This window comes from Pantoea sp. BR_17, from assembly GCF_041955125.1.
GTDB lineage: Bacteria > Pseudomonadota > Gammaproteobacteria > Enterobacterales > Enterobacteriaceae > Pantoea > Pantoea stewartii.
Genome location: NZ_JAVAXT010000002.1, coordinates 71,623 through 98,292 on the forward strand (window position 1 = coordinate 71,623; position 26,670 = coordinate 98,292).

Below are 26,670 nucleotides of genomic sequence, written 5' to 3' on the forward strand. Positions count from 1 at the left end.
GTGCAACGACTATCATAGTTAGCTATGATGTTTCGCCGATTTTTATGGCAATGTCACGAAGGAGAGCCCCATCATGGCCCAAAACGAGATGTGGTATGAAACACTTCATACCGGCTTTGGCCAGTATTTTACCGTCGATAAAGAGCTTTATCGTGATAAAACGGCCCACCAGGATTTAATCATCTTTGAAAATGCGGCGATGGGCCGCGTTATGGCGCTGGATGGCGTGGTGCAAACGACCGAACGTGATGAATTTATCTATCACGAAATGATGACGCATGTGCCGTTGCTGGCGCATGGTGCCGCCAAAAGCGTACTGATTATTGGAGGGGGCGATGGCGCGATGTTGCGCGAAGTGTCCCGCCATACCGGCATTGAGAAAATCACCATGGTCGAGATCGACGCCGGCGTGGTGACCTTCTGTCGTCAGTATCTGCCGAACCACAGCGCCGGTGCGTACGACGATCCGCGTTTTAATCTGGTCATCGATGATGGTGTGAATTTCGTCAACCGCACCACCGAAAAGTTTGACGTTATCATCTCTGACTGTACCGATCCCATTGGGCCTGGCGAAAGCCTGTTTACGTCCGACTTTTATGCGGGCTGTAAAAATGCGCTGAATGAAAATGGGATCTTTGTTGCCCAGAACGGCGTTTGCTTCCTGCAGCAGGATGAAGCGGTTAACAGCCATCGTAAACTCAGCCATTACTTTGCCGATGTCAGTTTTTATCAGGCGGCCATCCCAACCTACTACGGCGGCATCATGACCTTTGCCTGGGCAAGCGATAATCCGGCCCTGCGCCAGCTTGATCCCGCCCTTCTGCAGGCGCGCTTTGCGGCCTCGGGCCTGAACTGCCGTTACTACACACCGGCGATCCACACGGGCAGCTTTGCTCTGCCACAATATCTGTTGAATGCTCTGTCAGAGACGCGCTGATCGATCATTTATAAGGGGGTGAATAAAATTGCAAAAGCTAAAACTGCATGGCTTCAATAATCTGACCAAAAGCCTGAGTTTTTGTATCTACGATATTTGCTATGCGAATACCGAAGCCGAGCGCGATGGTTATATTGCTTATATCGATGAGCAATACAATGCCAATCGCCTGACGGAAATTTTGACCGAAACCTGTTCGATTATTGGTGCGAATGTGCTGAACATTGCGCGCCAGGATTATGAGCCACAGGGTGCCAGCGTCACGATTTTGGTCAGTGAAGAACCTGTTGATCCTAAAGATATTGATACGTCTGAGCATCCCGGCCCGTTGCCTAATTCCGTGGTCGCGCATCTTGATAAAAGCCATATTTGTGTGCACACGTATCCGGAAAGCCATCCTGAAGGCGGCCTCTGTACCTTCCGTGCAGACATTGAGGTCTCAACCTGCGGCGTGATCTCACCGCTTAAGGCGCTCAATTACCTGATTCACCAGCTGGAATCTGACATTGTCACTGTGGATTACCGCGTACGGGGTTTTACACGTGATGTGAACGGCGTTAAACACTTTATCGACCATGAAATTAACTCCATCCAAAACTTCATGTCCGACGATATGAAGCGGATGTACGATATGGTTGATGTGAATGTTTACCAGGAAAACATCTTCCATACCAAGATGTTGCTGAAAGAATTCGATTTAAAACATTATCTCTTTAATACCCGCCCGGAAGATCTGACACCGCAGGAGCACAAACGCATTACTGACCTGCTGTGGAAAGAGATGCGTGAGATTTATTACGGTCGCAATATTCCGTCTGTGGGATTAAAAACCTACTAAGTTATGCCCCCTTTGCGGGGCATTCTCTCTTTCGTCTGCCTGTTATCTGTCACAGCCCGTTCAGGGCCACTTATTGCGCCCTGCGAACCAGGGTAGCCCCGGCTGCCTTTCTTTCGCGGCATGTGGTCTTGCGATGGTGAGACTGGCAGACCCGTTACGACGTTCTTCCGTGAAATAAATCAGCCGCCCCCTGCGTTCTGTTGTGCAGACGCTATTTCTGAGATCGTCCCGTAACGCCTGCCAGTAACAGGCCACAGTGTGGCACTAACACAAACTCACCACAGTAATCCCTGCCGAGCCGTTCGTCCCATGATAAAACATTAATTAAATTTACCATGAATACAGTAAGGATAATAAAGTTTTATGACACTATAAAAAAGACCAGCCTCCCTTTCCTCGCCTGGATTTTATGAGGAAAATCACACTTTAACGACCTGCTAAGTTACTTAATTTTCCATGAAAACTAAGATGATGGAGAAAAACCAGGAGCATTTAATTTATAAACACCTTTAAATCAATAAGATGAAAGATTGCGGATTAAAAACAGCGATAAAACATAAAAATAACTTAATGATTACCATTTGCTGTGATATACATTAGAAAACTTTAATATTTGATGATGTTTCTTGGTGGGGAGAGTGATATGAGTCACGGTTATTCTGTAGTAAACATAAATGAACTTAACATTTATGTGGAGTTAACAAAATGCAGTGTCCCGACCCGTAACAGGACCATCCTGATTAACGGTGCACTGGCAACCTCGTCTTCTTTCCGCAACTGGAAACGCTTCCTGGCGGATAAATCAGATGTCATTACGTTTGATCTTCCGTTCTCAGGCAAATCAAAACCCTTCAACGAACAGGGCTGCCATATCGTCACGCTTGATGATGAAGTCACGATTATTCGCGAGCTGATTTCAATTTATAAGCCCAATATTATTGCCTCAGCCTCCTGGGGCGGTGCATCGACTCTCAAGCTCTTGAATCACGGTGAAGAGGGCCTGGAACATGCCATCATCGCGTCCTATTCCTTTGAATTTAATGACCGTATGCGGACTTACGTGAAGCAAGCCAATCTGTTTTCAAAAGAGAAGAACTTTGTCGAGCTTGCGCATTTGATGAATGACGAAGTGGGTGCATATCTGCCGAATAAAATGAAGTTCTGCAACTTCAGGCATCTGACGTCGCTGGATGAGATTGAATACCGTCAGGGGCGTTTCCATCTTGAGCAGATTGCCACGCTGCGCAACCACGACTACAAAAACATTATTGATAACTCGGCCTGCCAGTTTCACTTTATCAACGGCGACCTGGATATTCATACGCCGCAAAAAAACATCGAAGAGATATGCGGCGAGTCGGATAAAACGCGCTTTTATCAAATCAGGGATGCGGGACATTTTCTGGATCTGGAAGGCAAGCGCAGCCGGGAAAGGACCGCAGCCGCCTTCAATACTATTTTTAGTCAGATTGGTGTCTGAGATGAAAGTGATTATTGGCGCACTGGGCTCAGCAGGCGATGTCTTTCCCTGTATTGAGATTGGCTCGCTGTTAAAAGAAAAGAATCATGATGTTTACCTGCTCGCTAACGACTATTTCAGATCTGAGGCAGTAGATCGCGGCCTGTCCTTTGTGGCGGTCGGCGACAAAGAGACTTATGTGAAAGCCGTCCAGGATCGGGCGTTATGGGACAAAAAGCACGCCCTGAAACGGATTTCACATTATATGGCGGAACAGCAGGAGGCGATGTTCGATGCCATGAGCGCTCTTGCCGAAGATGACGCCATCATCATTCACTCTTTATGGTGTTTTGCGGCGAAAGCCGTCAGCGAGAAATACCGGTTAAAGAAATATGCTATCAGCCTGACCAATTCAAATTTAAAATTGCAGCCCGGGCGTGTTATCCATGCGCTGGAAAAAAGCCTGCGTGTCAGTCTGAACTGGAAACTGGCTTTATTTCAACGGGCCCTGGTTTCGCCTGCACTCCAGCGTACCATCGACACGCTGCGACGCGACCATAATCTGCCCGCCTCTCGCAATATTTACGCTGACTGGGTCAATAACGAACCGCAGTCGATTGTGTTATACGAACCCTGGTTTTATCAAAAGAAAGCGCGCGAGGGATTTTATGCCGGTTTTTTACTGAACAAGAGCCGGGCGTCGCTGGATGACGATCGTATTACCGATTTTATTGACTCCCGTACGGTGGTCTTTTTTACCAGTTGGGCCCTGGCTGAACAATCATCCGTGACACGCGTTTTACAGGACTTAAAAACAGAAGGACTGAAGTGCGTGCTTGTTACGCCAACCGCAGCCGCGTTAGCGGTAAACGATGATGTGATGACGCTGCCGCATCTCAATATTGCCCTGACTGAAACCTGCTTATTTGCCATTCATCATGGCGGTATTGGCACCACCGCGCAGTTGCTCAAGAACGGGGTGCCTCAGCTGATTTATCCTCGCGCATTTGATCAGTTTGAAAATGCCCGCGCCCTTGAACGACTGGCCTGCGGCCTCAAGGGAAAAGGGATCAGGGAAATCAGAAAAATGGCGGCACTTGCACGTCAGAAGAAACACAACTGCGACTTTTATGCTGTGCAACTGGCTAATCAAACCCACAGAGGTCTTGAGCTGGAACGCTTTCTGACCCGTTAAACGCGTCTTCAGGCCAGGCATCGGGGTGCATGCCTGGCCTGAAGGCATCAGACTTGGAACGCCGCGGTTAACATGCGCAGACTGCGCGCCTGTTCAGTTAAGGACTGCGATGCCGAAGCCGACTGCTCCACCAGCGCGGCATTGCTTTGTGTGACGCTGTCCATCTGCGTGACGGCAATGCTGACCTGCGAAACGCCCTGCATTTGTTCCACTGATGCCAGCGCCAGACCATCCATATACTGTGCCAGTGACGCGACTTCACTTGCCGCTTTAAGAATACTCTGGGCGGTATGATCGGCCGCCTGTACGCCTTTCGCCACGCCGGTGACCGCTTCTTCAATCAGGTTACCGATTTCACGCGACGATGATGCGCTGCGCTGTGCCAGCGTACGGACTTCCGTTGCGACAACGGCAAAGCCACGACCGTGCTCACCCGCTCTTGCCGCTTCTACCGCCGCATTCAGCGCCAGAATGTTGGTCTGAAAAGCGATACTTTGAATAACCGCGGTAATCTCTTTCACTTTCGCCGCGCTCACCGAAATGCTGTGCATCGTGTGGCTCATTTCATTGACGGCTTTTTCGCTGGCGCGCGTCAGTGATTCCGTCTCCCGGGCCGAAGACGCTGTAGATTCAGCGACAGAGGTGTTATTGCGAACCGTCGCAGTAATTTGTTCCATGCTTGCCGCCGTCTGTTGCAATGCCGCAGCCTGCTCTTCCGTACGGGAGGACAGCTCGGTATTGCCCTGCGCAATTTCACTGGCCGCCAGTTCAACCGATGCCGCAGAATCTTTGATCTGGGTCACCAGGTTCCGCAAATGATTTTGCATGTTCGCCAGGGCCGTCAGCAGCTTTCCGGTTTCATCCTGACGGTTTACGGTAATCACAGAGGTCAGATCGCCCCGGGCAATGGTATCGGCCGTGTGCACCGCGACAGCCAGAGGACGAGAAATACTGCGGGAAATCAGCAGGCCCAGAATCAGGGAAATTCCCGCTGACAGTAGCAGTCCGGCCACCAGGATCACGCGCGTTTTGGTCCGCTCGCTAGTCAGTTCATCTTCACGCGATTTGAGTAATGATTTCTCCGTGACAATCATGGATTCAATCACGTTACGCATCGCATCCATTTGCACTTTACCTTTATCAGTCGCAAAGATGTCTAAAAAGTGTTGCTGGTCGAGGTTCCCCTGATTCAGACGCTCACGCGCCGCCATTACGTTACGGGCATAGCTTTCCAGCCAGTTCTTCTGTCTGCTTTCCAGATCGACTAAGCGTTGCTGCTGTACCGGATTGTCCTGCGTCAGCTGATGTGTACTCGCGGTGTAGTCGCTAAAGGCCTGTTTACCCTGATTAAAGGGTGCCAGCATTTGTGTCTGACCGCTAAGTGCATAACCCCGAAGGCCGGTTTCCATATTCAGCAGACTCTCGGTCACCTTATTCAGGCCTTCAACCACCTGATAGGTATGAACGTTAAGCTTGCTGGCCTGCGTGACGCGATTAAACCCCATATAAAACAGACTGCATACCACAATCATGACAAGCGTCATGGCACCAAACGCCATATAAAGGCGGGTTCTGATAGATGTATTGCTGAGCATAATATCTCCGCGAGTGGAAAGAGAATAATTAAATTCCATTAATTCACGAGAATAATGGCAAGGCACATTAATAAATCAGGCATATAAATTTAATGAAAAGCCTGACCACTCAACCGAACGGTGAGTGACGTAGAAGTGAACGCATCAATGTTAAGTTGATTATTAGCGCTCTCGCGGAAATTTCCACTGCGTTACAATTTAAATTAGCGTTAGCGGAAATAACGAGAAAACAGGGAGGAGGATAATTCCTGTTATCGCCCTGTTTTCACGGTGCACGTGGCAATAAATAACTGAAAAATCAAACAGATTAAGCATTCAAAAAGGACAGTGAAGCCTGTTTCGTTTTACCGAACAGTAAATTTGACTTAAGCGAGCAGTTGCATTCAGGTAACGAAATGTAACAGCATCATTGGGGAGTACAGCATTACACATCGAACAGGGAACGTAAGGATTTATTATATTTTAATAATGGAGAATATCGCGCCCTTTATTAAACAGGGCACAGCTATTCTCATCATTCCTCCAAATTTCCCCTGACTTATCCTGTCGAAACGCAATTCTGGCCTGCACATCTGCAGGCTCAGGTTTACTCATTCAGATACAGCTCCTCAATATAATGCAGCGCATCACAGAGCGTATCATCCGTCCCCAATCCCCCTGCTTTAGTGATAACGGGTAAATCATCGATGTCACTGTTTACGAAGGTGCCACACGGGATACAGGGCGCCACTTCGCCGTGGATACGGTAACCTTCTGCGCCGAGAGCATTCGCCACCGCGATCGCGATGTCGCCGCCCGTCAGGAACAGCCCACCCGTACGGGCACGATCCAGGATCGCTAAGGTGATATCCCCCATTCGCCGACTAAGCGTTTCGCCCAACGCCTCGCGACTCAATGCATATTTTCCGGTCAGCGCTGCAATCTGGTTACGGTCGTCCCCGTGGCTGCTGGTCTGCAGAACACAGTGCCTGTTCTGTGCAAGGATCTGGCACGCCTGCTCTACGATCTCTTTTTGCTCTTTCTCAGATGCAAGCAGGGTTTCGACCGCGATTCTGACCACGTCAGCCCGCCCCAGACGTTGCGCCTGGGCTACCTGACGCCGGGTCATTTCACTCATCGAGCCCGCCACCACCAGAACCGGAAGCGTTTGATCGCTGTCCATATAGCTGTCGGTCGGAAGCGCGTTGGCCAGTCCCGCCGCCCCAACCAGCAAAGGGCGCGCAGCCATTGAGAGAGCAGCCTGGGCAATCAGGGCCAGATCGTTATCGCTTTCTGCATCAATAATGACGATGCTGGCGGGCTGTTGGCGCAGGTTTTCAAGCCGGTCTGCGAGGTCGCCACGCCTGACGTCGTCCAGCGTCATCTCCCCGACAGGCAGATCGGTCTGTAAGCCGATCAGCGTGCGGATACGCGAGGAGATAATCGGTGTGCGCGGATCGCTGGCAAACTCGGTTTCCAGCAACGGGCGCTGGTGAACCCAGCATTCACCATTGCGCGTCATGCGCCCCGCAGACGGAATGGCTGCGGCGACAATCGCCAGCGTGGTTCCGCTGGCGGCCATAGCTGCAGCAATCTCTGCGCCGGGATTGCCACGAAAGGTAGAGTCGATTTTTTTATAGATCAGCACGCTGTTTTGCCCAGGGCGCACCCAGGGAGACAGCGCCTGTTTCACCGCAACCGCCGCCTGCTCAGCGCTGAGTGCCCGGCTGTCTGTGTTAATCACCAGCACATCAGCGCGACGTGAGGGCTTTTGCTGTGACGTCAGCATCACTTCCGTACGTGCCCCTTTTTTAGCCAGTTGCACGCCCGTATCATTCGCACCGGTAAAGTCGTCGGCAATAACGATCATTTTCATCGTGATTTTTCCGTAGATGAAGCGACAGCCCGTCGCTGATTACCTTTTGCCACCCAGGAAGGTCAGCATCGGCGTTAAAAGGGCGGTGACAATCACCGATGTCGCAATCAGCGGCGTTGCCGCGGCGACCACACAAGACAGAGCCGGATCGGCCTGCGCCAGCGCAGCCGGCGTGATGGCAGTTGTCCTGGCGGCGGCCCCCAGCACCAACGGGATAATCATCATTCCGCCAGGCATTTTTTCGATTGTTTCCTTAATCTTCATACCACCACCTTAGTGATTAATTATAATCACTATGATGATATTAAATCACAAGAATAAAATATGCGGCGGGAATCTCAGATTAAGACGCTGATAATTGAGCATTATCAATCAACAAAGGAGGTAAATGGCGATCGGTGTGCAAGCTTTCAATCATTTGCCCGACATAAATCGCCGCCAGGCGGCAATCACGGCCAGGAAATCTTCCTTACCGCAGAAGCACAGGCTTTCTTCATCGTAGTAATTCATGCCCTCTTCCATCTCATCGCCTTCGAAATTCAATGTATTCGCGCGGACAATGACCTCTTCATCATCCATCCAGAGCGTATATTCGCGCCCGATGCGCTGCCACTGGCGCTCACTGCCTGTAAGTTTTTGGGCTTCGGCTTCAACCTCATCCAGCACGCTGGCGTCATGCCCGACTTCTTCATTAAACCAGTGGCCTAATGCTTCATGGCCCATCGACATGCGCACTTTTACCTTGCCCGTGATGTCGCGTAAAAATTCATACTCCATGATCTTATCTCTTTGTCAGTTACTCGCGCTGTTATACCGCTATTTTTATTGCCGTGCACCTGCTTAGCGCGCCTATCCAGATTCCCTGGACGCCCCTTTTCAGGCATAAAAAAAGAGGAGCGCCGGGGCGCTCCTCTCAAACAGAACGATCGTCACCTGTCAGACTGCAGTCTGGAAAATCACGCCGTCTGCTTTTTCCGTGTACTGACTCAACTGGTCAAAGTTGAGATAGCGATAGGTGTCAGTGGCTGTTTTATCAACCTGTGCCATGAACTGCTGATACTCATCTGGCGTAGGCAGTTTACCTAACAGCGATGAGACGGCAGCCAGCTCCGCAGAGGCCAGATAGACATTAGCCCCTGTACCCAGACGGTTCGGGAAGTTACGGGTTGACGTCGAGACCACCGTTGCGCCGTCAGCCACACGTGCCTGGTTACCCATGCACAGTGAACAGCCCGGGATCTCAATACGCGCACCGCTCTTACCAAATACGCTGTAGTAACCTTCTTCTGTCAGCTGAGCCGCGTCCATTTTGGTCGGTGGTGCGACCCACAGACGGGTTGGTAACTGGCCTTTATGGCTGTCCAGCAACTTACCTGCCGCACGGAAGTGACCGATATTGGTCATGCACGAGCCGATAAAGACTTCATCAATCTTCTCGCCCTGCACATCAGACAGCAGACGCGCATCGTCCGGATCGTTTGGCGCACACAGAATCGGCTCTTTGATCTCAGCCAGATCGATGTCAATCACCGCGGCATATTCCGCATCGGCGTCGGCTTCAAGCAACTGTGGATCCGCCAGCCATTTCTCCATGCCTTCGATACGGCGCTCCAGCGTACGACGATCGCCGTAGCCTTCAGAGATCATCCATTTCAAGAGGACAATGTTAGAGGTCAGGTACTCTTTGATCGGCGCCTGATCCAGCTTAATGGTACAGCCTGCAGCAGAACGTTCTGCAGACGCATCGGTCAGTTCGAACGCCTGCTCCACTTTCAGATCGGGCAGACCTTCAATTTCAAGGATGCGGCCAGAGAAGATGTTCTTCTTGCCTTTCTTCTCGACGGTCAGCAGGCCCTGCTTAATGGCATACAGCGGAATGGCGTGAACCAGATCGCGCAGCGTAATGCCAGGCTGCATTTTACCTTTGAAACGTACCAGCACCGATTCCGGCATATCGAGCGGCATAACGCCCGTTGCCGCAGCAAAGGCGACCAGGCCCGAGCCTGCCGGGAACGAAATCCCGATAGGGAAACGCGTATGAGAATCGCCACCTGTTCCGACGGTATCCGGCAGCAGCATACGGTTCAGCCAGGAGTGAATAACCCCGTCACCCGGACGCAGAGAAACCCCGCCGCGGTTCATGATGAAGTCAGGTAACGTATGGTGCGTGTTCACATCCACCGGCTTAGGATAAGCCGCCGTGTGACAGAACGACTGCATGACCAGGTCAGCCGAAAAGCCCAGGCAGGCCAGGTCTTTCAGTTCGTCTCGGGTCATTGGACCGGTAGTATCCTGTGAGCCCACAGAGGTCATCTTAGGTTCGCAGTACGCACCGGGACGGATGCCGTCAACACCACAGGCACGGCCCACCATTTTCTGTGCCAGCGAGTAGCCACGTGTGCTTTCAGCCACGTCTTTCGCGATACGGAACACGGTACTGGCAGGCAGCCCCAGCGATTCGCGCGCTTTGGTCGTCAGGCCACGACCAATGATCAGGGGAATACGACCACCAGCACGGACTTCATCGATCAGAACGTCGGTTTTCAGTTCAAAACTGGCCAGCAGGTCGCCGGTTTCGTGGTTGCGGACTTCACCTTTGAAGGGATAGATATCAATGACATCGCCCATATTCAGGTTGTTCACATCCACTTCAATCGGCAGCGCGCCTGCATCTTCCATGGTGTTGAAGAAGATAGGGGCAATCTTGCCACCCAGCACAACGCCACCACCTTTTTTGTTTGGCACGTTCGGAATGTCATCGCCCATAAACCACAGCACCGAGTTGGTCGCCGATTTACGTGATGAACCGGTGCCTACAACGTCACCGACGTAGGCCAGCGGAAAACCTTTGGCCTGCAGCGCTTCAATTTGTTTGATCGGTCCGATGTTGCCTGGCTCATCTGGCTCAATGCCTTCGCGGGCATTTTTCAGCATTGCCAGCGCATGCAGAGGGATATCAGGACGTGACCAGGCATCCGGTGCCGGAGACAGATCGTCTGTATTGGTTTCGCCAGTGACTTTGAAAACCGTTACGGTAATTTTTTCAGCCAGCTCTGGACGTGACAGATACCATTCGGCATCCGCCCATGACTGCATCACCTGTTTCGCATGCGCGTTGCCTGCTTTGGCTTTTTCTTCAACGTCGTAAAAGCTGTCAAACATCAGCAACGTGTGGGAAAGCGCTTTTGCCGCAATCGGCGCGAGTTTCGCATCATCTAATGCTTCAATCAGAGGATGGATGTTGTAACCGCCCTGCATGGTACCGAGCAGTTCAACGGCTTTTTCAGGAGATACCAGAGGAGAGGTTGTTTCGCCTTTGGCGACAGCAGCCAGGAAACCTGCTTTAACATACGCCGCTTCATCGACGCCGGGTGGTACGCGGTTGACCAACAAATCGGTCAAAAATTCTTCTTCACCCGCAGGTGGATTTTTTAGCAGTTCAACCAGCGCGGCCATCTGGGAAGCATCTAATGGCTTAGGTACGATCCCTTGGGCAGCACGCTCGGCAACGTGCTTACGGTATTCTTCTAGCACGACGTTCTCCTCGCTCTCATTGTATGGGTTTCCGGTGCACCCTGATGACAACGCATTCCATGAGTAGGGTAAGGTGCCCGGTTCCGCGTGGGGCAGCATAGCAGGATTTCAACAGCTTGTTAATCTGTTTACAAAAAAGCAACATTGCGGTTTTCTGCAGCAGAATGCGCTACCTGAACAGAGATAAACGAAAAAAACGCAGGGCTTAATGCCCTGCCGGTTAACCCAGTCATTTCGCTGTAAGCTTAACGATCGATCATGCCATATTCTGCATCCGCATAGCGTTCACCCCGCACGTTTTGCGGCGCAAAGAGCCTGTCCAGCGTGTCACTGTCCGCCCCTGTCAGGACGACATTCGCTGCGGCACAGTTTTCTTCCAGATGATGGACCTTACTCGCTCCCGGAATCGGCACAATATCTTCCCCCTTCGCCATGACCCATGCCAGCGCCAGTTGTGCCGCAGTAATACCATAACTGTGTGCCATCTCAGTGAGCTGCGCGACTAACTTTTGGTTATGTTCCTGTGCCTGCTCCTGAAAACGGGGCAAACTGCGGCGGAAGTCATGCGGATCCAGCGCGTCCACGGACGTCAGTTTGCCCGTCAGGAAGCCCCGGCCCAACGGACTGTAAGGCACAAAACCGACATTCAGTTCACGACAGGTCGCCAGAATGTCCTGCTCGGGATCGCGGGTCCAGAGTGAGTATTCGCTTTGTAAGGCAGAGACGGGATGGACGGCACAGGCGCGCCGCAGCGTAGCAGATGAGACTTCAGACAACCCAATATAGCGGGCTTTTCCCTCTTTAATCAGATCCGCCATCGTGCCAATCACGTCTTCAATCGGTACGCTCGGATCAAAGCGGTGCTGGTAAAGCAGATCGATATGATCGGTTCCCAAACGGGTTAACGACCCTTCGACTGCGCGGCGAATATGCTGAGGCTGGCTGTTAACGCCCCTCATCTTTTCCCAGCCCTGACCTTCGCCAGTAATCGCAAAACCAAATTTTGTGGCCACTGTAATATTGTCGCGGCGGCCTTTAAGGGCTTTAGCGATGAGCACCTCGTTGGTAAAGGGACCGTAGATTTCGGCGGTATCCAGAAAGTTGATGCCCAGTTCAAACGCGCGCGACAGCGTATTTAATGCCTGCTGCTCATCATGATTGCCATAGGCGAAGGTCATGCCCATACAGCCGAGTCCCAGTGCTGAAACGCGTAATCCCTGATTACCCAATTGACGTTGTTGCATGATGTTTTCCTCTTTGTTGCGGTGTTATTGTTATAATCCTCATCAATACCAACAACAATTGCGCTATTCTTGCCCATTCAGTGAGGAAAATTCATCAATGACACTTTCGCGGGCCACCCTGCAGGAACTGGAAATGTTCAGCGCCATTGCGCACCACCGGAGCTTCCGCAAAGCCGCACAGGCACGCAACGTGACGCCGTCTGCGCTGAGCCACGCTATGCGTCATTTCGAACAACGGCTAGGAGTGAGATTACTCAACCGCACGACGCGCAGTGTCTCACTGACCGAGGCTGGACAACATTTCCTGCAGCGCATTCAGCCTGCCTTACTTGATTTATCGCAGGCCGTGGATGAACTTAACGACTGGCGAGCCCGGCCTCACGGTACGCTGAAACTCAATATGCCCCGCTCTGCAGAAGCGCTGTTTTTTGACAGCCTGATCCTGCCCTTTCTCCAGCGCTATCCGGACATTACGCTGGAAATTGACAGTAACGATGCGCTAGTGGATATCCTTGAAGCCGGTTTTGATGCAGGCATTCGCTACGGTGATGTGCTGGCGCAGGATATGATCGCCCTGCCCTTTGGCCCGGCAATGCGTACACTGGTTGTCGCAAGCCCGGCGTTTATCGAACGTCATGGTGCCCCGCAAACACCGGACGATCTGCTGCAGTTTCCCTGCATTGAGCGGCGTTTCCCGAGCGGGCAACGCTATCGCTGGGAATTCATGCACGCAGGGAAAAAGCGGGAAGTCGCCGTCAGTGGCTCTCTGGTGCTGGACAACAACGAACGAATATTGCAGGCCGCCCTTGCGGGAGCAGGGATTGCTTTTCTGCAGGAGGCCGTGGTCAGTGCCAGTCTGCGAAGTGGCTCACTCGTTGAGCTGTTAAGTCACTATACGGAGAATGCCGATGGCTTCTGGCTCTACTATCCCGGCAGGCGTTATGTCTCTGCACCATTACGTCATTTTATTGACTGGTTACGTGTTAATAATAACGAAGTGATCAACCATCAAAATTAACAGCAACATAAGAACCGAGAAATAATTATTTTAAAATAGTCATGAAAGAATCAGCATAAATAACATTTAAAATATAAAAGACAGAAATTTTTATTAATTAGCATTATGAAAAAATAAAAAACCAGGGGACAGTAAAATAATAAATGCGTAGACTGCGGTTGGGCGCCTGAAGCTTTCTGCTTTGGGTAAGAATCTGAGGTGGAAAGAGGAAGGAACCGCTCACATTAATCAGTCAACTAATGCGAGCGGAGGTCACTACCCTAACACCTCAACACTGTCAGGGTAGCCCCTCGCTCGATGAAAATCAAGAGAGGTGCCACCATGAAGTCGAAATACGGTTTGCTTGTTATTAGCGGGTTAATTCTCTTAGGATTGAGTTTATCAAACCGAGGTTCATTATGTGAGCTTCGCCTCAGAATAATGAGTGCTGAACTTTCGGCTGTCTTGAATTACGAAACCAGGCAGTAAAACTTCGTTAGTGGCGGAGTTTACTCCGCCCTATATGCCAGTGTAAATGTGTTAGCGCAGGCGCCCTTTCCTTTATTGATTTTCTTATTCGATAATAATCAGCATAAAAAAACGGCCCCATAAGGGGCCGCTATGACTGTCCTGAGACTTATTTCTTCTTCGCTTTCGCGTTAGGCAGATCGGTGATGCTGCCTTCAAAAATTTCAGCCGCCAGTCCTACGGATTCATGCAGGGTTGGGTGCGCATGAATGGTCAGCGCAATATCTTCTGCGTCACAGCCCATTTCAATGGCCAGACCGATTTCACCCAGCAGTTCACCGCCGTTCGTTCCGACAATGGCACCACCGATAACACGATGGGTCTCTTTGTCGAAAATCAGTTTGGTGATGCCATCTGCACAGTCAGAAGCAATCGCACGGCCTGATGCTGCCCACGGGAACGTGGTGGTTTCATAGCTGATGCCTTTCTCTTTCGCTTCTTTCTCAGTCAGACCGACCCAGGCAACTTCTGGCTCAGTATAGGCAATGGAAGGAATCACTTTCGGATCGAAGTAGTGTTTCAGACCTGAAATGACTTCTGCCGCAACATGGCCTTCATGCACGCCTTTGTGTGCCAGCATTGGCTGACCTACAATGTCGCCGATCGCATAAATGTGTGGCACATTGGTGCGCATCTGCTTGTCAACGCGGATGAAGCCGCGATCGTCAACTTCGACACCGGCTTTGTCAGCATCCAGGCCTTTACCGTTCGGTACACGACCAATCGCAACCAGAACCGCATCATAACGCTGAGCTTCGCCCGGCGCTTTTTTGCCTTCCATCGAAACATAGATACCGTCGTCCTTGGCTTCTACGGCGGTCACCTTGGTTTCCAGCATCAGGTTAAATTTCTTGCTGATACGTTTGGTAAAGACTTTAACCACGTCTTTATCGGCCGCCGGGATAACCTGGTCAAACATCTCGACCACGTCGATCTCTGAACCCAGCGCATGGTAAACCGTAGCCATTTCCAGACCGATGATTCCGCCACCCATAACCAGCAGACGCTTAGGCACTTCTTTCAGTTCCAGCGCGTCAGTGGAATCCCATACACGAGGATCTTCATGAGGAATGAACGGCAGTTCGATAGGACGTGAACCTGCAGCGATAATGGCGTTATCGAAGTTAATAGTGGTTGCGCCACCTTCACCTTCGACCACCAGCGTATTGGCACCGGTAAATTTGCCCAAGCCATTAACCACTTTCACTTTACGCCCTTTCGCCATGCCAGACAGGCCACCGGTCAGTTGGTTAATCACCTTCTCTTTCCAGCTACGGATTTTGTTGATATCCGTTTGCGGCTGACCAAACACAATGCCGTGTTCTTCGAGCGCTTTCGCTTCTTCAATCACTTTAGCAACGTGCAGCAGCGCTTTAGACGGGATACAGCCTACGTTAAGACAGACACCACCGAGGGTGCTGTAGCGCTCAACCAGTACGGTTTCCAGACCTAAGTCAGCGCAACGAAAAGCTGCAGAGTAACCTGCAGGACCTGCCCCAAGTACCACGACCTGAGTTTTAATCTCTGTACTCATCATGACCTCTTATTGGATTTCCGGCGGGTCAGACGCTGAGCCTATCCCATTAGGCTAGTTAACTGGCCATATTGCGTCTGCTGCTGCAAACATTCCCCTATCGGATTTGCCTGCCGTGACTCAATCTGACTGCGCCAATTATGCCTAATGGAATAGGCTCATAATGTCCTTATTCCACCGGGACATGTTCACCGCAAGAGTTTACAGAATTGTTAATAAACTGCCAACAGCGGTGCCCTGAATGTTACAAAAAGGCCGGCATTTGCCGGCCTTTTGCGCTTTTTACATAACCAGACGACGAATGTCTGACAGCATATTGCCAATAATAGTAATGAAACGTGCACCATCCGCACCGTCGATAACACGGTGATCGAAGGACAGAGAGATCGGCATCATCAGACGTGGTGCAAACTCTTTACCGTTCCATACAGGCTCCATTGCGGATTTGGACACGCCAAGGATGGCCACTTCCGGCGCGTTAACAATCGGCGCAAAGTGCGTGGTGCCCAGGCCGCCCAGGCTGGAGATGGTGAAACAACCTCCCTGCATATCGCCTGCGGTCAGTTTGCCATCGCGCGCCTTTTTAGAGACCGCCATCAGCTCACGAGACAGCTCGGTGATGCCCTTCTTGTTCACGTCTTTAAAGACCGGAACGACCAGACCATTTGGCGTATCGACCGCCACGCCGATGTTGATGTATTTTTTCAACGTCAGCTTCTGCGCGTCTTCAGACAGGGAGCTGTTGAAACGTGGCATCTGCTCAAGCGCTGCAGCGACAGCTTTCATGATGAAAACCACTGGCGTGTATTTCACGTCCAGTTTGCGCTTCTCAGCTTCGGCGTTCTGCTGCTTACGGAAAGCTTCCAGATCGGTAATATCGGTTTTATCAAAGTGGGTTACGTGTGGGATCATCACCCAGTTACGGCTCAGGTTGGCACCCGAGATTTTCTGGATACGGCCCAGTTCCACTTCTTCAACTTCACCGAACTTACTGAAGTCAACTTTCGGCCATGGCAGCATGCCCGGCAATCCGCCACCGCTGGCTGCGGCTGGCGCAGCCTCTGCGCGTTTCACTGCATCTTTCACGTAAGCCTGAACGTCTTCTTTCAGGATACGGCCTTTGCGTCCTGTGCCTTTCACCTTCGCCAGGTTAACGCCAAATTCACGCGCCAGGCGACGAATCACCGGCGTGGCATGCACATAGGCTTCATTCTCAGCAAACTCGCCTTTGCTGTCTGCCTTTGGTGCAGGGGCAGCGGCAGGCTTAGATTCCGCCGCCGCAGGCGCAGGGGCCGACTCTTTCTTAGTCGCCGATGCCGCGGCAGGGGCAGCGCCTTCCACTTCAAACACCATGATCAGCGAACCGGTGCTGACTTTATCGCCCGTCGCGACTTTCAGTTCTTTGACGGTGCCCGCGAACGGTGCCGGAACTTCCATCGACGCCTTATCGCCTTCCACTACAATCAGTGACTGCTCAGCCTCGACTTTATCGCCGACCTTCACCAGCACTTCGGTGACTTCAACTTCGTCGCCGCCGATGTCAGGTACGTTAACGTCTTTTGCCCCTGCGGCCGCAGCGGGTGCCGTCGCAGCCTCTTCTTTCACTTCTGGCTTCGCATCAGCAGCCGGTGCAGCACCCTCTGTTTCAAAGACCATGATGTGAGAGCCGGTATTCACTTTATCGCCGGTGGCGATTTTAATCGCTTTCACCACGCCCGCGAACGGTGCCGGGACTTCCATTGAGGCTTTGTCGCCTTCAACGACGATCAGCGATTGTTCAGCTTCAACTTTGTCGCCCACTTTCACCAGAATTTCGGTGACTTCGACTTCGTCACCACCGATATCTGGTACGTTAACGTCTTTGCTGGCGCTGGCAGACGCAGCGGCGGCAGGGGCGGCCTCAGCTTTTTTCTCTTGAGCTGGCGCCGGTGCCGCTTCAGCAGCACCTTCTGCGTCAAACATCATGATCAGCGAGCCGGTTTCCACTTTGTCACCGGTTGCGATTTTGATCTCTTTTACTACGCCGGCCTGCGGCGAAGGCACTTCCATAGAGGCTTTATCGCCTTCTACAGTGATCAGCGACTGCTCGGCTTCCACCTTATCGCCAACCTTGACCAGAATTTCGGTGACTTCAACTTCGTCTGACCCGATATCCGGTACCTTGATTTCAATAGCCATTACTCTGTTACCTCTTAAGCCAGACGCGGGTTAACTTTATCGGCATCGATCTTGAATTTCACGATCGCATCCGCCACGACTTTCTTATCGATTTCGCCACGTTTAGCCAGTTCACCCAGCGCGGCTACCACAACGTATGCTGCATCCACTTCAAAGTGGTGACGCAGATTTTCACGGCTGTCAGAGCGGCCAAAGCCGTCGGTGCCCAGCACACGGTAATCGCTTGAAGGCACGTAGCTGCGAACCTGCTCAGCAAACAGCTTCATGTAGTCGGTTGATGCGACAGCGGGTGCTTCATTCATCACCTGAGCGATGTAAGGCACACGCGGCGCTTCTGTCGGATGCAGCATGTTCCAGCGCTCACAATCCTGACCATCGCGGGCCAGTTCGGTGAACGAGGTGACGCTGTAAACGTCCGAACCGATGCCGTAATCAGCCGACAGGATCTGCGCGGCTTCACGCACATGGCGCAGGATAGAACCTGAACCCAACAGCTGAACTTTACCTTTGCTACCGTCTACGGTTTCCAGCTTGTAGATACCTTTACGGATACCTTCTTCGGCACCTTTCGGCATCGCTGGCATGTGGTAGTTTTCGTTCAGCGTAGTGATGTAGTAATAAATGTTTTCCTGCGCTTCACCGTACATGCGTACCAGACCGTCGTGCATGATGACAGCCACTTCGTAGGCATACGCTGGATCGTAGGAGATACAGTTTGGAATGGTCAGTGACTGAATATGGCTGTGACCATCTTCATGCTGCAGACCTTCACCATTTAGCGTAGTACGGCCTGAGGTACCGCCGACCAGGAAGCCGCGCGCCTGCTGGTCACCCGCCAGCCACATCAAATCACCAATGCGCTGGAAGCCAAACATCGAATAATAGATGTAGAACGGAATCATCGGCAGGTTGTTAGTGCTGTATGAGGTCGCCGCCGCCAGCCAGGACGATCCTGCGCCCAGCTCGTTGATCCCTTCCTGCAGAATCTGACCTTTCTCGTCTTCTTTATAGTAAGCCACCTGCTCGCGGTCCTGCGGCGTGTACTGCTGACCGTTCGGGCTGTAGATACCAATCTGACGGAACAGGCCTTCCATACCAAAGGTACGGGCTTCATCGGCAAGAATCGGTACCAGACGATCTTTAATCGACTTGTTCTTCAGCATCACATTCAGCGCACGCACAAACGCGATGGTGGTAGAGATCTCTTTGTTCTGCTCTTCCAGCAGCGCACTGAACTCTTCCAGAGCCGGCATTTCCAGCTTTTCCGTGAAGTTAGGCTGACGTGAAGGCAGGTAACCGCCTAACTTCTCGCGCTGACCATGCAGGTAGTTGTACTCTTCGGAGCCTTTCTCAAAGGTGATGTAAGGCAGCGACTCAATTTTGTCGTCTTCGACCGGCACGTTGAAACGATCACGGATATAGCGTACGCCATCCATGTTCATCTTCTTCACCTGGTGCGCGATGTTCTTGCCTTCTGCGGTGTCACCCATACCGTAACCTTTGATGGTATGAGCCAGAATCAGAACCGGCTTGCCTTTGGTGTCCTGCGCTTTTTTCAGTGCCGCGTAAATTTTCTTCGGATCGTGACCACCACGGTTCAGTGACCAAATCTCATCGTCTGACCAGTCTTTCACCAGCGCAGCGGTTTCCGGATATTTACCGAAGAAGTGCTCACGCACGTAGGCACCATCACGCGATTTAAACGTCTGGTAGTCGCCGTCGACGGTTTCATTCATCAGCTGGATCAGTTTACCGCTGGTGTCATTGCGCAGCAGTTCATCCCAACGACCGCCCCAGATAACCTTGATCACTTCCCAGCCAGCACCGGCAAAAATGCCTTCCAGCTCGTTGATGATCTTACCGTTACCGGTGACCGGTCCATCCAGACGCTGCAGGTTACAGTTGATGATAAAGACCAGGTTATCCAGTTTTTCACGGGTCGCGATAGTGATCGCACCTTTGGATTCTGGTTCATCCATCTCGCCGTCGCCCAGGAACGCGTAAACGGTCTGGCCAGAGGTGTCTTTCAGACCACGGTGTTCCAGGTACTTCAGGAACTTAGCCTGATAGATAGCATTGAGTGGGCCCAGGCCCATTGAAACGGTCGGGAACTGCCAGAACTCCGGCATCAGTTTTGGATGCGGATAAGAAGACAGGCCTTTGCCATCGACTTCCTGACGGAAGTTATTCATCTGCTCTTCGGTCAGACGGCCTTCCAGGAAAGCACGCGCATAGATACCCGGAGAAATGTGGCCCTGGAAGTACACCAGATCGCCGCCATCTTTCTCACTGCGCGCGCGGAAGAAGTGGTTAAAACACACTTCATAGATAGTGGCAGAAGACTGGAAGGAGGACATGTGGCCGCCAAGCTCCAGATCTTTCTTCGATGCGCGCAACACCGACATGATGGCATTCCAGCGGATAGCGGATCGGATACGACGTTCAAGTGAGGTGTTGCCCGGATATTCCGGTTCATCTTCAACGGCAATAGAGTTGATATAGTTACTGATAGCGGCAGCACCGCCAGCAACTTTCACACCGCCTTTACGGGCTGCACTCAGCACCTGATCAATCAGATACTGTGCACGTTCAACACCTTCTTCACGGATGACCGATTCGATCGCCTGTAGCCAGTCACGAGTTTCAATCGGATCCACGTCATTGTGTAAACGTTCTGACATGGGGGTATTCCTTATCTGTGTCTAATACGTTGAAAAATCGGGAGCCTGTTAACGTCAGGGAGACAGGCTCGTCGCACATGTCCGCACGATCTTTGCCGCGCGTTATTCCTTACGTTGCTGTAAACGACGTAGGGAGCGTTCTCGACGGCTCTGCTCCCGACTTCTGTCCAGCAAGATTTCCTCAATGAACGCCAGGTGACGGTGTGATGCCTCGCGTGCTTGTTCTGGCTCACGAGCCACAATCGCCTCAAAAATTCTGGCGCGGTGACCGCTCACTTTCGCCAGCATTTCCCGGCGAGAGTAGAGCAATTCAAAATTCTGTCGGACATTCTGTTCCAGCATAGGGCCCATTGATCGTAGCAAATGCAAAAGCACGACATTATGGGCCGCTTCTGTGACAGCGATCTGATACTTCATCACTGCGTCTGCTTCAGCGTCGAGATCGCCGCTGTCCTGCGCCTGTTGGATATGAAGATGACAGTCGCGAATACGCTGCAAATCTTCTTCTGTGCCACGCAGTGCCGCATAGTAAGCCGCAATGCCTTCTAAAGCGTGGCGCGTTTCCAGCAGATCAAACTGAGATTCCGGATGTTCGGCGAGTAGCTCTACGAGTGGATCGCTCATGCTCTGCCAGAGATGTTTTTGTACGAATGTTCCGCCGCCCTGACGGCGTAGTAACAATCCTTTCGCTTCTAATCGCTGGATTGCCTCACGGAGAGACGGACGTGAAACATCGAATTGTTTGGCGAGTTCGCGCTCGGGGAGCAACTTCTCTCCCGGCTGCAGCGTCCCTTCCATAATGAGGGATTCCAGTTGCTGCTCAATCGCATCGGAGAGTTTGGGTTGACGAATCTTGCTATAAGCCATCTTCCCTTCTTAAAGTATGCCGGTCAAACAAAGTAAATTGGTAATACCAATTCAAAAAAGGTGCCCGTAAAGTAACAAAGTATTCACCTTGTGTCTATACGGCATCTGTGACACTTCAGTGAAGGAATGCGGGATGCGCGCGTTAAATCCAGAGATAAAAGTGGAGAATCAGGCCATACCTGGACGTTAATTTTTTTAACCTTTACCAAAAATTACACAGCATGTATGACTAAACCGATTTAGCCATCAGCGCCTGGTCAGCGCGGTTTGCTGCCGTTTTTCTCATCGGGGGTTAATAAGACGGCAGACCGTTTGATTCTTTTTAAGCCAACTCGTACCGGGGCTGGCGAAAGCAGGTGCAAAGCCCTGCGCTTATCACTATTCTGTTGGTCAGGTTACAGCTGGCGGCATTACGCAAGTCTGACACCTTAAAAACATCAGTCTTAAGTGTATTTAATTCTTTACAGTCAGCACATTCTGAAGCGAAGAATAACAACATCATGAGGTGTGTATGGAACAACAGCACGGTGAATCGCTGAAGCGCGGTTTAAAAAATCGCCATATACAGTTGATCGCCTTGGGCGGTGCAGTGGGAACCGGCCTGTTTCTGGGCAGCGCGTCGGTCATCAAATCCGCAGGTCCCGCCGTTATTTTAGGCTATGCGATTGCCGGGTTTATCGCCTTTCTTATCATGCGTCAGCTGGGTGAAATGGTGGTCGAGGAGCCCGTTGCCGGGAGCTTCAGCCACTTTGCCTATAAATACTGGGGAAATTTTGCCGGTTTCGCCTCTGGCTGGAACTACTGGGTGCTGTATGTGCTGGTCGCCATGGCGGAGCTGAGTGCCGTCGGTAAATACATTCAGTTCTGGGCGCCCGATTTTCCCACCTGGGCATCAGCCGCTATCTTCTTCGTGCTGATTAATGCCATTAACCTGACGAACGTTAAGGTGTTTGGTGAAATGGAGTTCTGGTTTGCCATTATTAAAGTTATCGCGGTGATTGCGATGATCCTGTTTGGCGGCTGGTTACTGTTCAGTGGTACCGGTGGGCCGCAGGCAACCGTGCGTAACCTGTGGGAACACGGCGGCTTTATGCCGAATGGCCTCGGTGGGCTGGTGATGGTTATGGCGATTATCATGTTCTCCTTTGGCGGTCTGGAGCTGGTCGGGATTACGGCGGCAGAAGCGGACAATCCTGAAACCACGATTCCAAAAGCCACCAACCAGGTGCTGTGGCGTATCCTGATTTTCTATATCGGCTCGCTGGCAGTGCTGCTGTCATTAATGCCGTGGACGCGCGTGACTGAAGATACCAGCCCCTTTGTGTTTATCTTCCACGAACTGGGCGATGCCATGGTTGCCAATGCGCTGAACGTGGTGATCCTCACCGCCGCACTGTCGGTCTATAACAGCTGCGTTTACTGTAACAGCCGCATGTTGTTTGGTCTGGCACAGCAGGGCAATGCGCCAAAAGCGCTGCTGAGCGTGGACCGCCGCGGTGTGCCCGTGATGAGTATTCTGGTGTCAGCCGTCGCCACCGCGTTGTGCGTGCTGCTGAACTTCCTGATGCCGGGTGAGGCGTTTGGTCTGCTGATGTCGCTGGTCGTGTCTGCGCTGGTCATCAACTGGGCGATGATTAGCCTGGCGCACCTGAAATTCCGTAAAAAGAAAAACCAGCAGGGCGTTACCACCCGTTTCAAAGCGGTACTGTACCCTCTGGGTAACTGGGTTTGCCTGATCTTCCTGGCTGGCATCCTGGTCCTGATGGCGATGACGCCAGGCATGGCCATTTCCGTATGGCTCATTCCTGTCTGGCTGATCATCCTGGCTATTGGCTATTTCATCAAGAATAAGACGCAAAAAGCCTGACGGCATTGCCAGCCCGCCGACAGAAAGCGGCGGGCTGGCTCGGTAAACCCGACCCTGCTCACACTTCTCCTTGCACGGCTGTTTTGTCCATCATCCCAACAATTTCTTGCCGCGTCGTCTGTGGATTAAACATTAATAATCCTTTTATGTTTAATTCCTCTGCAGGTTACAACAATGACAGATAACCCCCTCTCATTCAGAGAAAAGCTGGGCTATGGCATGGGTGATGCGGGGTGCAACATGATCGGTGGCGCTGTCATGCTGTTCCTCAGCTATTTCTATACCGACGTTTTTGGCTTAGCACCGGCCTTAGTGGGCGTGCTGTTACTCTCGGTGCGCATTCTGGATGCCATCACCGACCCGATAATGGGCGCGATAGCTGACCGTACCAAAAGCCGCTGGGGACGTTTCCGTCCCTGGTTACTGTGGGTGTCAGTGCCCTACGTTATATTCAGTGTACTGATGTTTACCACGCCAGACTGGAGCTATCCCAGCAAGGTCGTCTGGGCCTTTACCACCTACTTTTTCATGTCCCTGGCCTATACCGCCATTAATATCCCCTACTGCTCGCTGGGTGGCGTCATGACTAACGATCCCGGTGAGCGTGTCTCCTGCCAGTCGTACCGGTTTGTCATGGTCGGCATTGCCACCCTGATTCTGTCACTGTCGTTGCTGCCGATGGCGGAATGGTTTGGCGGTGAGAACAAGGCGCGGGGTTATCAGATGGCGATGGCTGTGCTGGCCCTGGTGGGACTGGCAATGTTTCTGTTCTGCTTCGCCACCGTGCGGGAACGTATTCAGCCTGCCGTCCCTACTCATGATGAGCTGAAAAACGATTTGCGTGATGTGTGGAAGAACGATCAGTGGGTGCGCATCTTGCTGTTGACACTTTGCAATGTCTGCCCGGGTTTTATTCGTATGGCAGCAACCCTGTATTACGTGACCTGGGTCATGGGACAAACGGCGCACTTTGCCACGCTGTTTATCAGCCTGGGCGTGGTTGGCATGATGCTGGGTAGCACGCTGGCAAAAGTCCTCACCGAGCGCTGGTGTAAGTTGAAAGTCTTTTTCTGGACCAATATCGCCCTTGCCCTGTTCTCCTGCGGTTTCTACTGGCTTGATCCCCACGCCACCGTGACAGTCGTTATCGCTTACTTTCTGCTGAATGTCCTTCATCAAATTCCCTCCCCTTTACACTGGTCTTTGATGGCGGATGTGGACGATTACGGTGAATGGAAAACCGGTAAGCGTATTACCGGCATCAGCTTTTCAGGCAATCTGTTCTTTCTCAAGGTCGGACTGGCCGTCGCGGGGGCGATGGTCGGTTTTCTGCTCTCGGCTTACGGTTATGATGCAGGTGCGAAACAGCAATCGGCTCACGTGCTTAACGGCATTGTCCTGCTGTTTACCGTTATCCCCGGGGCTGGCTATTTGATTACCGCGGGCGTGGTGCGACTGATGAAAGTGGATCGCACATTAATGCAAACCATTCAACGCGATCTTGCCCTCCGCCAGATTCAGGCGCACGAAAAACACCCTACCGAGCTTCCGACTGGAGAGTTGAAATGAGCGAAAACTGGCCCAACCCCTTTATTGAACGGCGCGCCGATCCGTTTATCCTGCGCTACGGAGAACACTATTACTTTATTGCTTCCGTACCGGAATATGATCGTCTTGAGCTACGTCGTGCCAGCACGCTAACGGCCTTACGCACCGCGACACCCGTCGTGGTCTGGCGTAAACCCGATATTGGGCCGTTCAGTGAGCTGATCTGGGCACCGGAGTTGCATCGTATTGGAGAACACTGGGTTATCTATTTTGCCGCAGCGCCTTCGCGCGATATCAAAGATGGCTTGTTTCAGCACCGGATGTACGCGCTGGTGTGCAACGATGACGACCCGCTCAGTGGCCACTGGCAGCCCCCGCGCCAGGTGTTAAGTCATCTCGACAGTTTTGCGCTGGATGCCACCCACTTTGTTCACCAGGGGAAAAACTGGTACTTATGGGCGCAGAAAGATCCTGCAATTCCAGGGAATTCCAACCTCTATCTGGCTGAATTGCGTAATCCATGGACGCTCAAAGGCAAACCGGTGATGCTGAGCCGTCCGGAATATGAATGGGAGTGCGCGGGGTTTAGCGTCAACGAAGGCGCGGCAGCGATAGTGCATGGTGACTGGCTGTTTATTACCTATTCTGCCAGCGCAACGGATGAAAACTACTGCATGGGCCTGCTTTCCATTCCGCGTGATGCCGATCCGCTGAACGCGATGGCCTGGCAGAAATCAGCGCGTCCGGTCTTTGCAACCAGTTGGGAAAACCGCCAGTATGGACCGGGACACAGTTGTTTTACTCAGGATGAGGACGGGCGCGATCTGCTGGTCTATCACGCACGCAATTATACAGAAATTGAGGGCGATCCCCTTTGGGACGGTAATCGCCATACGCGTCTGAAATATTTTCACTGGCGTGAGGATGGCACACCCGACTTCGGGGTTCCCCCTGCCGACTACACCAACGTGCCGTAAATGGTCAGCAACGCCACAACCACCACCAGCACCAGCGAAATGCGCTTCGCCAGCGCCACGGCGACACGTGGCGTTGCGACCTTATCGCTGTGCGGATCGCGAGCCAGCGAAAACTGCGCCAGCGTGGTTAAAACCTGGTACTGCGAGTGGTGCCTGTCCGTCAGCGAGGCAAACCAGGCAGGCAAGGCTTTCTCACCGTGCCCCAGCAGCGCATAGGCAACGCCCGCCAGCCGCACCGGGAGCCAGTCAACCACATGCAGAATGCTGTCCACGCCAGACTGAGAGCGGGCCATGGGCGTGCAGTGTTTTGCCAGCCAGCTTTGCCAGGCGCGTAAAAACGCATACCCCACGAGTAACACCGGTCCCCAGGCACCGCCCACCACGAACCAAAACATCGGTGCCAGATAGAAACGGAAGTTAATCCAGATGAGCGCATTCTGAAGCTCACGAAGGAATTCGCGTTCGCTGCACTCAACAGGCACACCGTGGATCAGGGTTAACTCTGCCGCCATGGCCTGATGTGCCGCGGCGTCATCACGACTCGCCGCCTGCAAATACGTATGATAGTGCTGACGCACCACACCCGCTCCGATGCACAGTAACCCCACCACGATCCAGAACAGAAGCTGAGGAACACCGAACAAAATGCCTTTCAGGCTCCCGACCACCAGCGCGGTCAGGCCCATCGCGATAATCAGCATCAGCAGTGTGCGCATCACCGAAAAGTGCTGACGGCGACGAAACACAGGCTCCAGCCGGTGATCCAGTTGCCAGTGCTCCCCCAGCTTAAACAGCCGTTCCCAACCTAAAACCAGTAACAAGGTAAATAACGTCAT

The 26,670-nt window shown here is 52.2% G+C and carries 19 protein-coding genes; 8 read left to right on the forward strand and 11 right to left on the reverse strand.

Annotation, left to right across the window (positions count from 1 at the left end; genetic code table 11):
• Positions 1-73: 73 nt before the first annotated feature.
• The 4 genes from speE (at position 74) to RAC60_RS04020 (ending at position 4,429) form a co-directional block, all read left to right on the forward strand.
• On the forward strand, positions 74-937 hold the full coding sequence (gene speE / locus RAC60_RS04005) for a polyamine aminopropyltransferase (protein ID WP_006117716.1): 864 nt from the start codon (positions 74-76) through the stop codon (positions 935-937).
• A gap of 28 nt (positions 938-965) precedes the next feature.
• Positions 966-1,775, forward strand: a complete 810-nt coding sequence (speD, locus tag RAC60_RS04010; RefSeq protein WP_033740284.1) for an adenosylmethionine decarboxylase — start codon at positions 966-968, stop codon at positions 1,773-1,775.
• A gap of 643 nt (positions 1,776-2,418) precedes the next feature.
• The gene (locus RAC60_RS04015) at positions 2,419-3,255 is read left to right on the forward strand and encodes an alpha/beta fold hydrolase (protein ID WP_033740283.1); all 837 of its coding nucleotides are present in this window, start codon (positions 2,419-2,421) and stop codon (positions 3,253-3,255) included.
• Between the two features lies 1 nt (position 3,256).
• Positions 3,257-4,429 carry a nucleotide disphospho-sugar-binding domain-containing protein gene (locus tag RAC60_RS04020; RefSeq protein WP_162286049.1) on the forward strand — a complete coding sequence of 391 codons (1,173 nt, stop codon included), beginning with the start codon at positions 3,257-3,259 and terminating at the stop codon, positions 4,427-4,429.
• A gap of 47 nt (positions 4,430-4,476) precedes the next feature.
• On the opposite strand, the gene RAC60_RS04025 is transcribed toward RAC60_RS04020, so the two are convergent.
• The 6 genes from RAC60_RS04025 to RAC60_RS04050 form a co-directional block, all read right to left on the reverse strand.
• Complete coding sequence (locus RAC60_RS04025) at positions 4,477-6,024, reverse strand: methyl-accepting chemotaxis protein (RefSeq protein WP_375092723.1); 1,548 nt, start codon at positions 6,022-6,024, stop codon at positions 4,477-4,479.
• A 586-nt stretch (positions 6,025-6,610) separates the two neighbouring features.
• Positions 6,611-7,879, reverse strand: a complete 1,269-nt coding sequence (locus RAC60_RS04030; protein WP_375092725.1) for a four-carbon acid sugar kinase family protein — start codon at positions 7,877-7,879, stop codon at positions 6,611-6,613.
• Positions 7,880-7,918: 39 nt separating this feature from the next.
• On the reverse strand, positions 7,919-8,143 hold the full coding sequence (locus RAC60_RS04035; RefSeq protein WP_375092727.1) for a 2-keto-3-deoxygluconate permease: 225 nt from the start codon (positions 8,141-8,143) through the stop codon (positions 7,919-7,921).
• A 150-nt stretch (positions 8,144-8,293) separates the two neighbouring features.
• Complete coding sequence (gene yacL, locus RAC60_RS04040) at positions 8,294-8,656, reverse strand: protein YacL (protein ID WP_006117708.1); 363 nt, start codon at positions 8,654-8,656, stop codon at positions 8,294-8,296.
• 159 nt (positions 8,657-8,815) lie between these two features.
• Positions 8,816-11,413: a bifunctional aconitate hydratase 2/2-methylisocitrate dehydratase gene (gene acnB / locus RAC60_RS04045; protein ID WP_072021701.1), complete on the reverse strand. Its 2,598-nt coding sequence runs from the start codon at positions 11,411-11,413 to the stop codon at positions 8,816-8,818.
• Positions 11,414-11,658: 245 nt separating this feature from the next.
• Positions 11,659-12,657: an aldo/keto reductase gene (locus RAC60_RS04050; RefSeq protein ID WP_058709145.1), complete on the reverse strand. Its 999-nt coding sequence runs from the start codon at positions 12,655-12,657 to the stop codon at positions 11,659-11,661.
• A gap of 97 nt (positions 12,658-12,754) precedes the next feature.
• On the opposite strand from RAC60_RS04050, the gene RAC60_RS04055 reads away from it, so the two are divergent.
• The gene (locus RAC60_RS04055; protein ID WP_058702052.1) at positions 12,755-13,675 is read left to right on the forward strand and encodes a LysR family transcriptional regulator; all 921 of its coding nucleotides are present in this window, start codon (positions 12,755-12,757) and stop codon (positions 13,673-13,675) included.
• 616 nt (positions 13,676-14,291) lie between these two features.
• On the opposite strand, the gene lpdA is transcribed toward RAC60_RS04055, so the two are convergent.
• The 4 genes from lpdA to pdhR all read right to left on the reverse strand — a co-directional run bounded on the left by lpdA (position 14,292) and on the right by pdhR (position 21,442).
• Complete coding sequence (gene lpdA / locus RAC60_RS04060) at positions 14,292-15,716, reverse strand: dihydrolipoyl dehydrogenase (protein WP_375092981.1); 1,425 nt, start codon at positions 15,714-15,716, stop codon at positions 14,292-14,294.
• Between the two features lie 282 nt (positions 15,717-15,998).
• A complete protein-coding gene (aceF, locus tag RAC60_RS04065; protein ID WP_375092730.1) occupies positions 15,999-17,894 on the reverse strand; it encodes a pyruvate dehydrogenase complex dihydrolipoyllysine-residue acetyltransferase in 1,896 nt (631 codons plus the stop codon).
• 14 nt (positions 17,895-17,908) lie between these two features.
• Complete coding sequence (gene aceE, locus RAC60_RS04070) at positions 17,909-20,575, reverse strand: pyruvate dehydrogenase (acetyl-transferring), homodimeric type (protein ID WP_033740274.1); 2,667 nt, start codon at positions 20,573-20,575, stop codon at positions 17,909-17,911.
• Between the two features lie 102 nt (positions 20,576-20,677).
• Positions 20,678-21,442 (reverse strand): pyruvate dehydrogenase complex transcriptional repressor PdhR, encoded by a 765-nt coding sequence (pdhR, locus tag RAC60_RS04075; protein ID WP_033740273.1) that lies wholly within the window; start codon positions 21,440-21,442, stop codon positions 20,678-20,680.
• Positions 21,443-21,953: 511 nt separating this feature from the next.
• On the opposite strand from pdhR, the gene aroP reads away from it, so the two are divergent.
• The 3 genes from aroP to RAC60_RS04090 all read left to right on the forward strand — a co-directional run bounded on the left by aroP (position 21,954) and on the right by RAC60_RS04090 (position 25,834).
• Positions 21,954-23,309, forward strand: coding sequence for an aromatic amino acid transporter AroP (gene aroP / locus RAC60_RS04080; RefSeq protein ID WP_324029044.1), 1,356 nt, complete (start codon positions 21,954-21,956; stop codon positions 23,307-23,309).
• A 174-nt stretch (positions 23,310-23,483) separates the two neighbouring features.
• A complete protein-coding gene (locus tag RAC60_RS04085) occupies positions 23,484-24,878 on the forward strand; it encodes an MFS transporter (protein ID WP_324029046.1) in 1,395 nt (464 codons plus the stop codon).
• The gene (locus RAC60_RS04090) at positions 24,875-25,834 is read left to right on the forward strand and encodes a family 43 glycosylhydrolase (RefSeq protein ID WP_375092733.1); all 960 of its coding nucleotides are present in this window, start codon (positions 24,875-24,877) and stop codon (positions 25,832-25,834) included. The genes RAC60_RS04085 and RAC60_RS04090 overlap by 4 nt, the downstream gene beginning before the upstream one ends.
• On the opposite strand, the gene ampE is transcribed toward RAC60_RS04090, so the two are convergent.
• Positions 25,816-26,670 carry a beta-lactamase regulator AmpE gene (gene ampE, locus RAC60_RS04095; RefSeq protein WP_172913143.1) on the reverse strand — a complete coding sequence of 285 codons (855 nt, stop codon included), beginning with the start codon at positions 26,668-26,670 and terminating at the stop codon, positions 25,816-25,818. The genes RAC60_RS04090 and ampE overlap by 19 nt on opposite strands.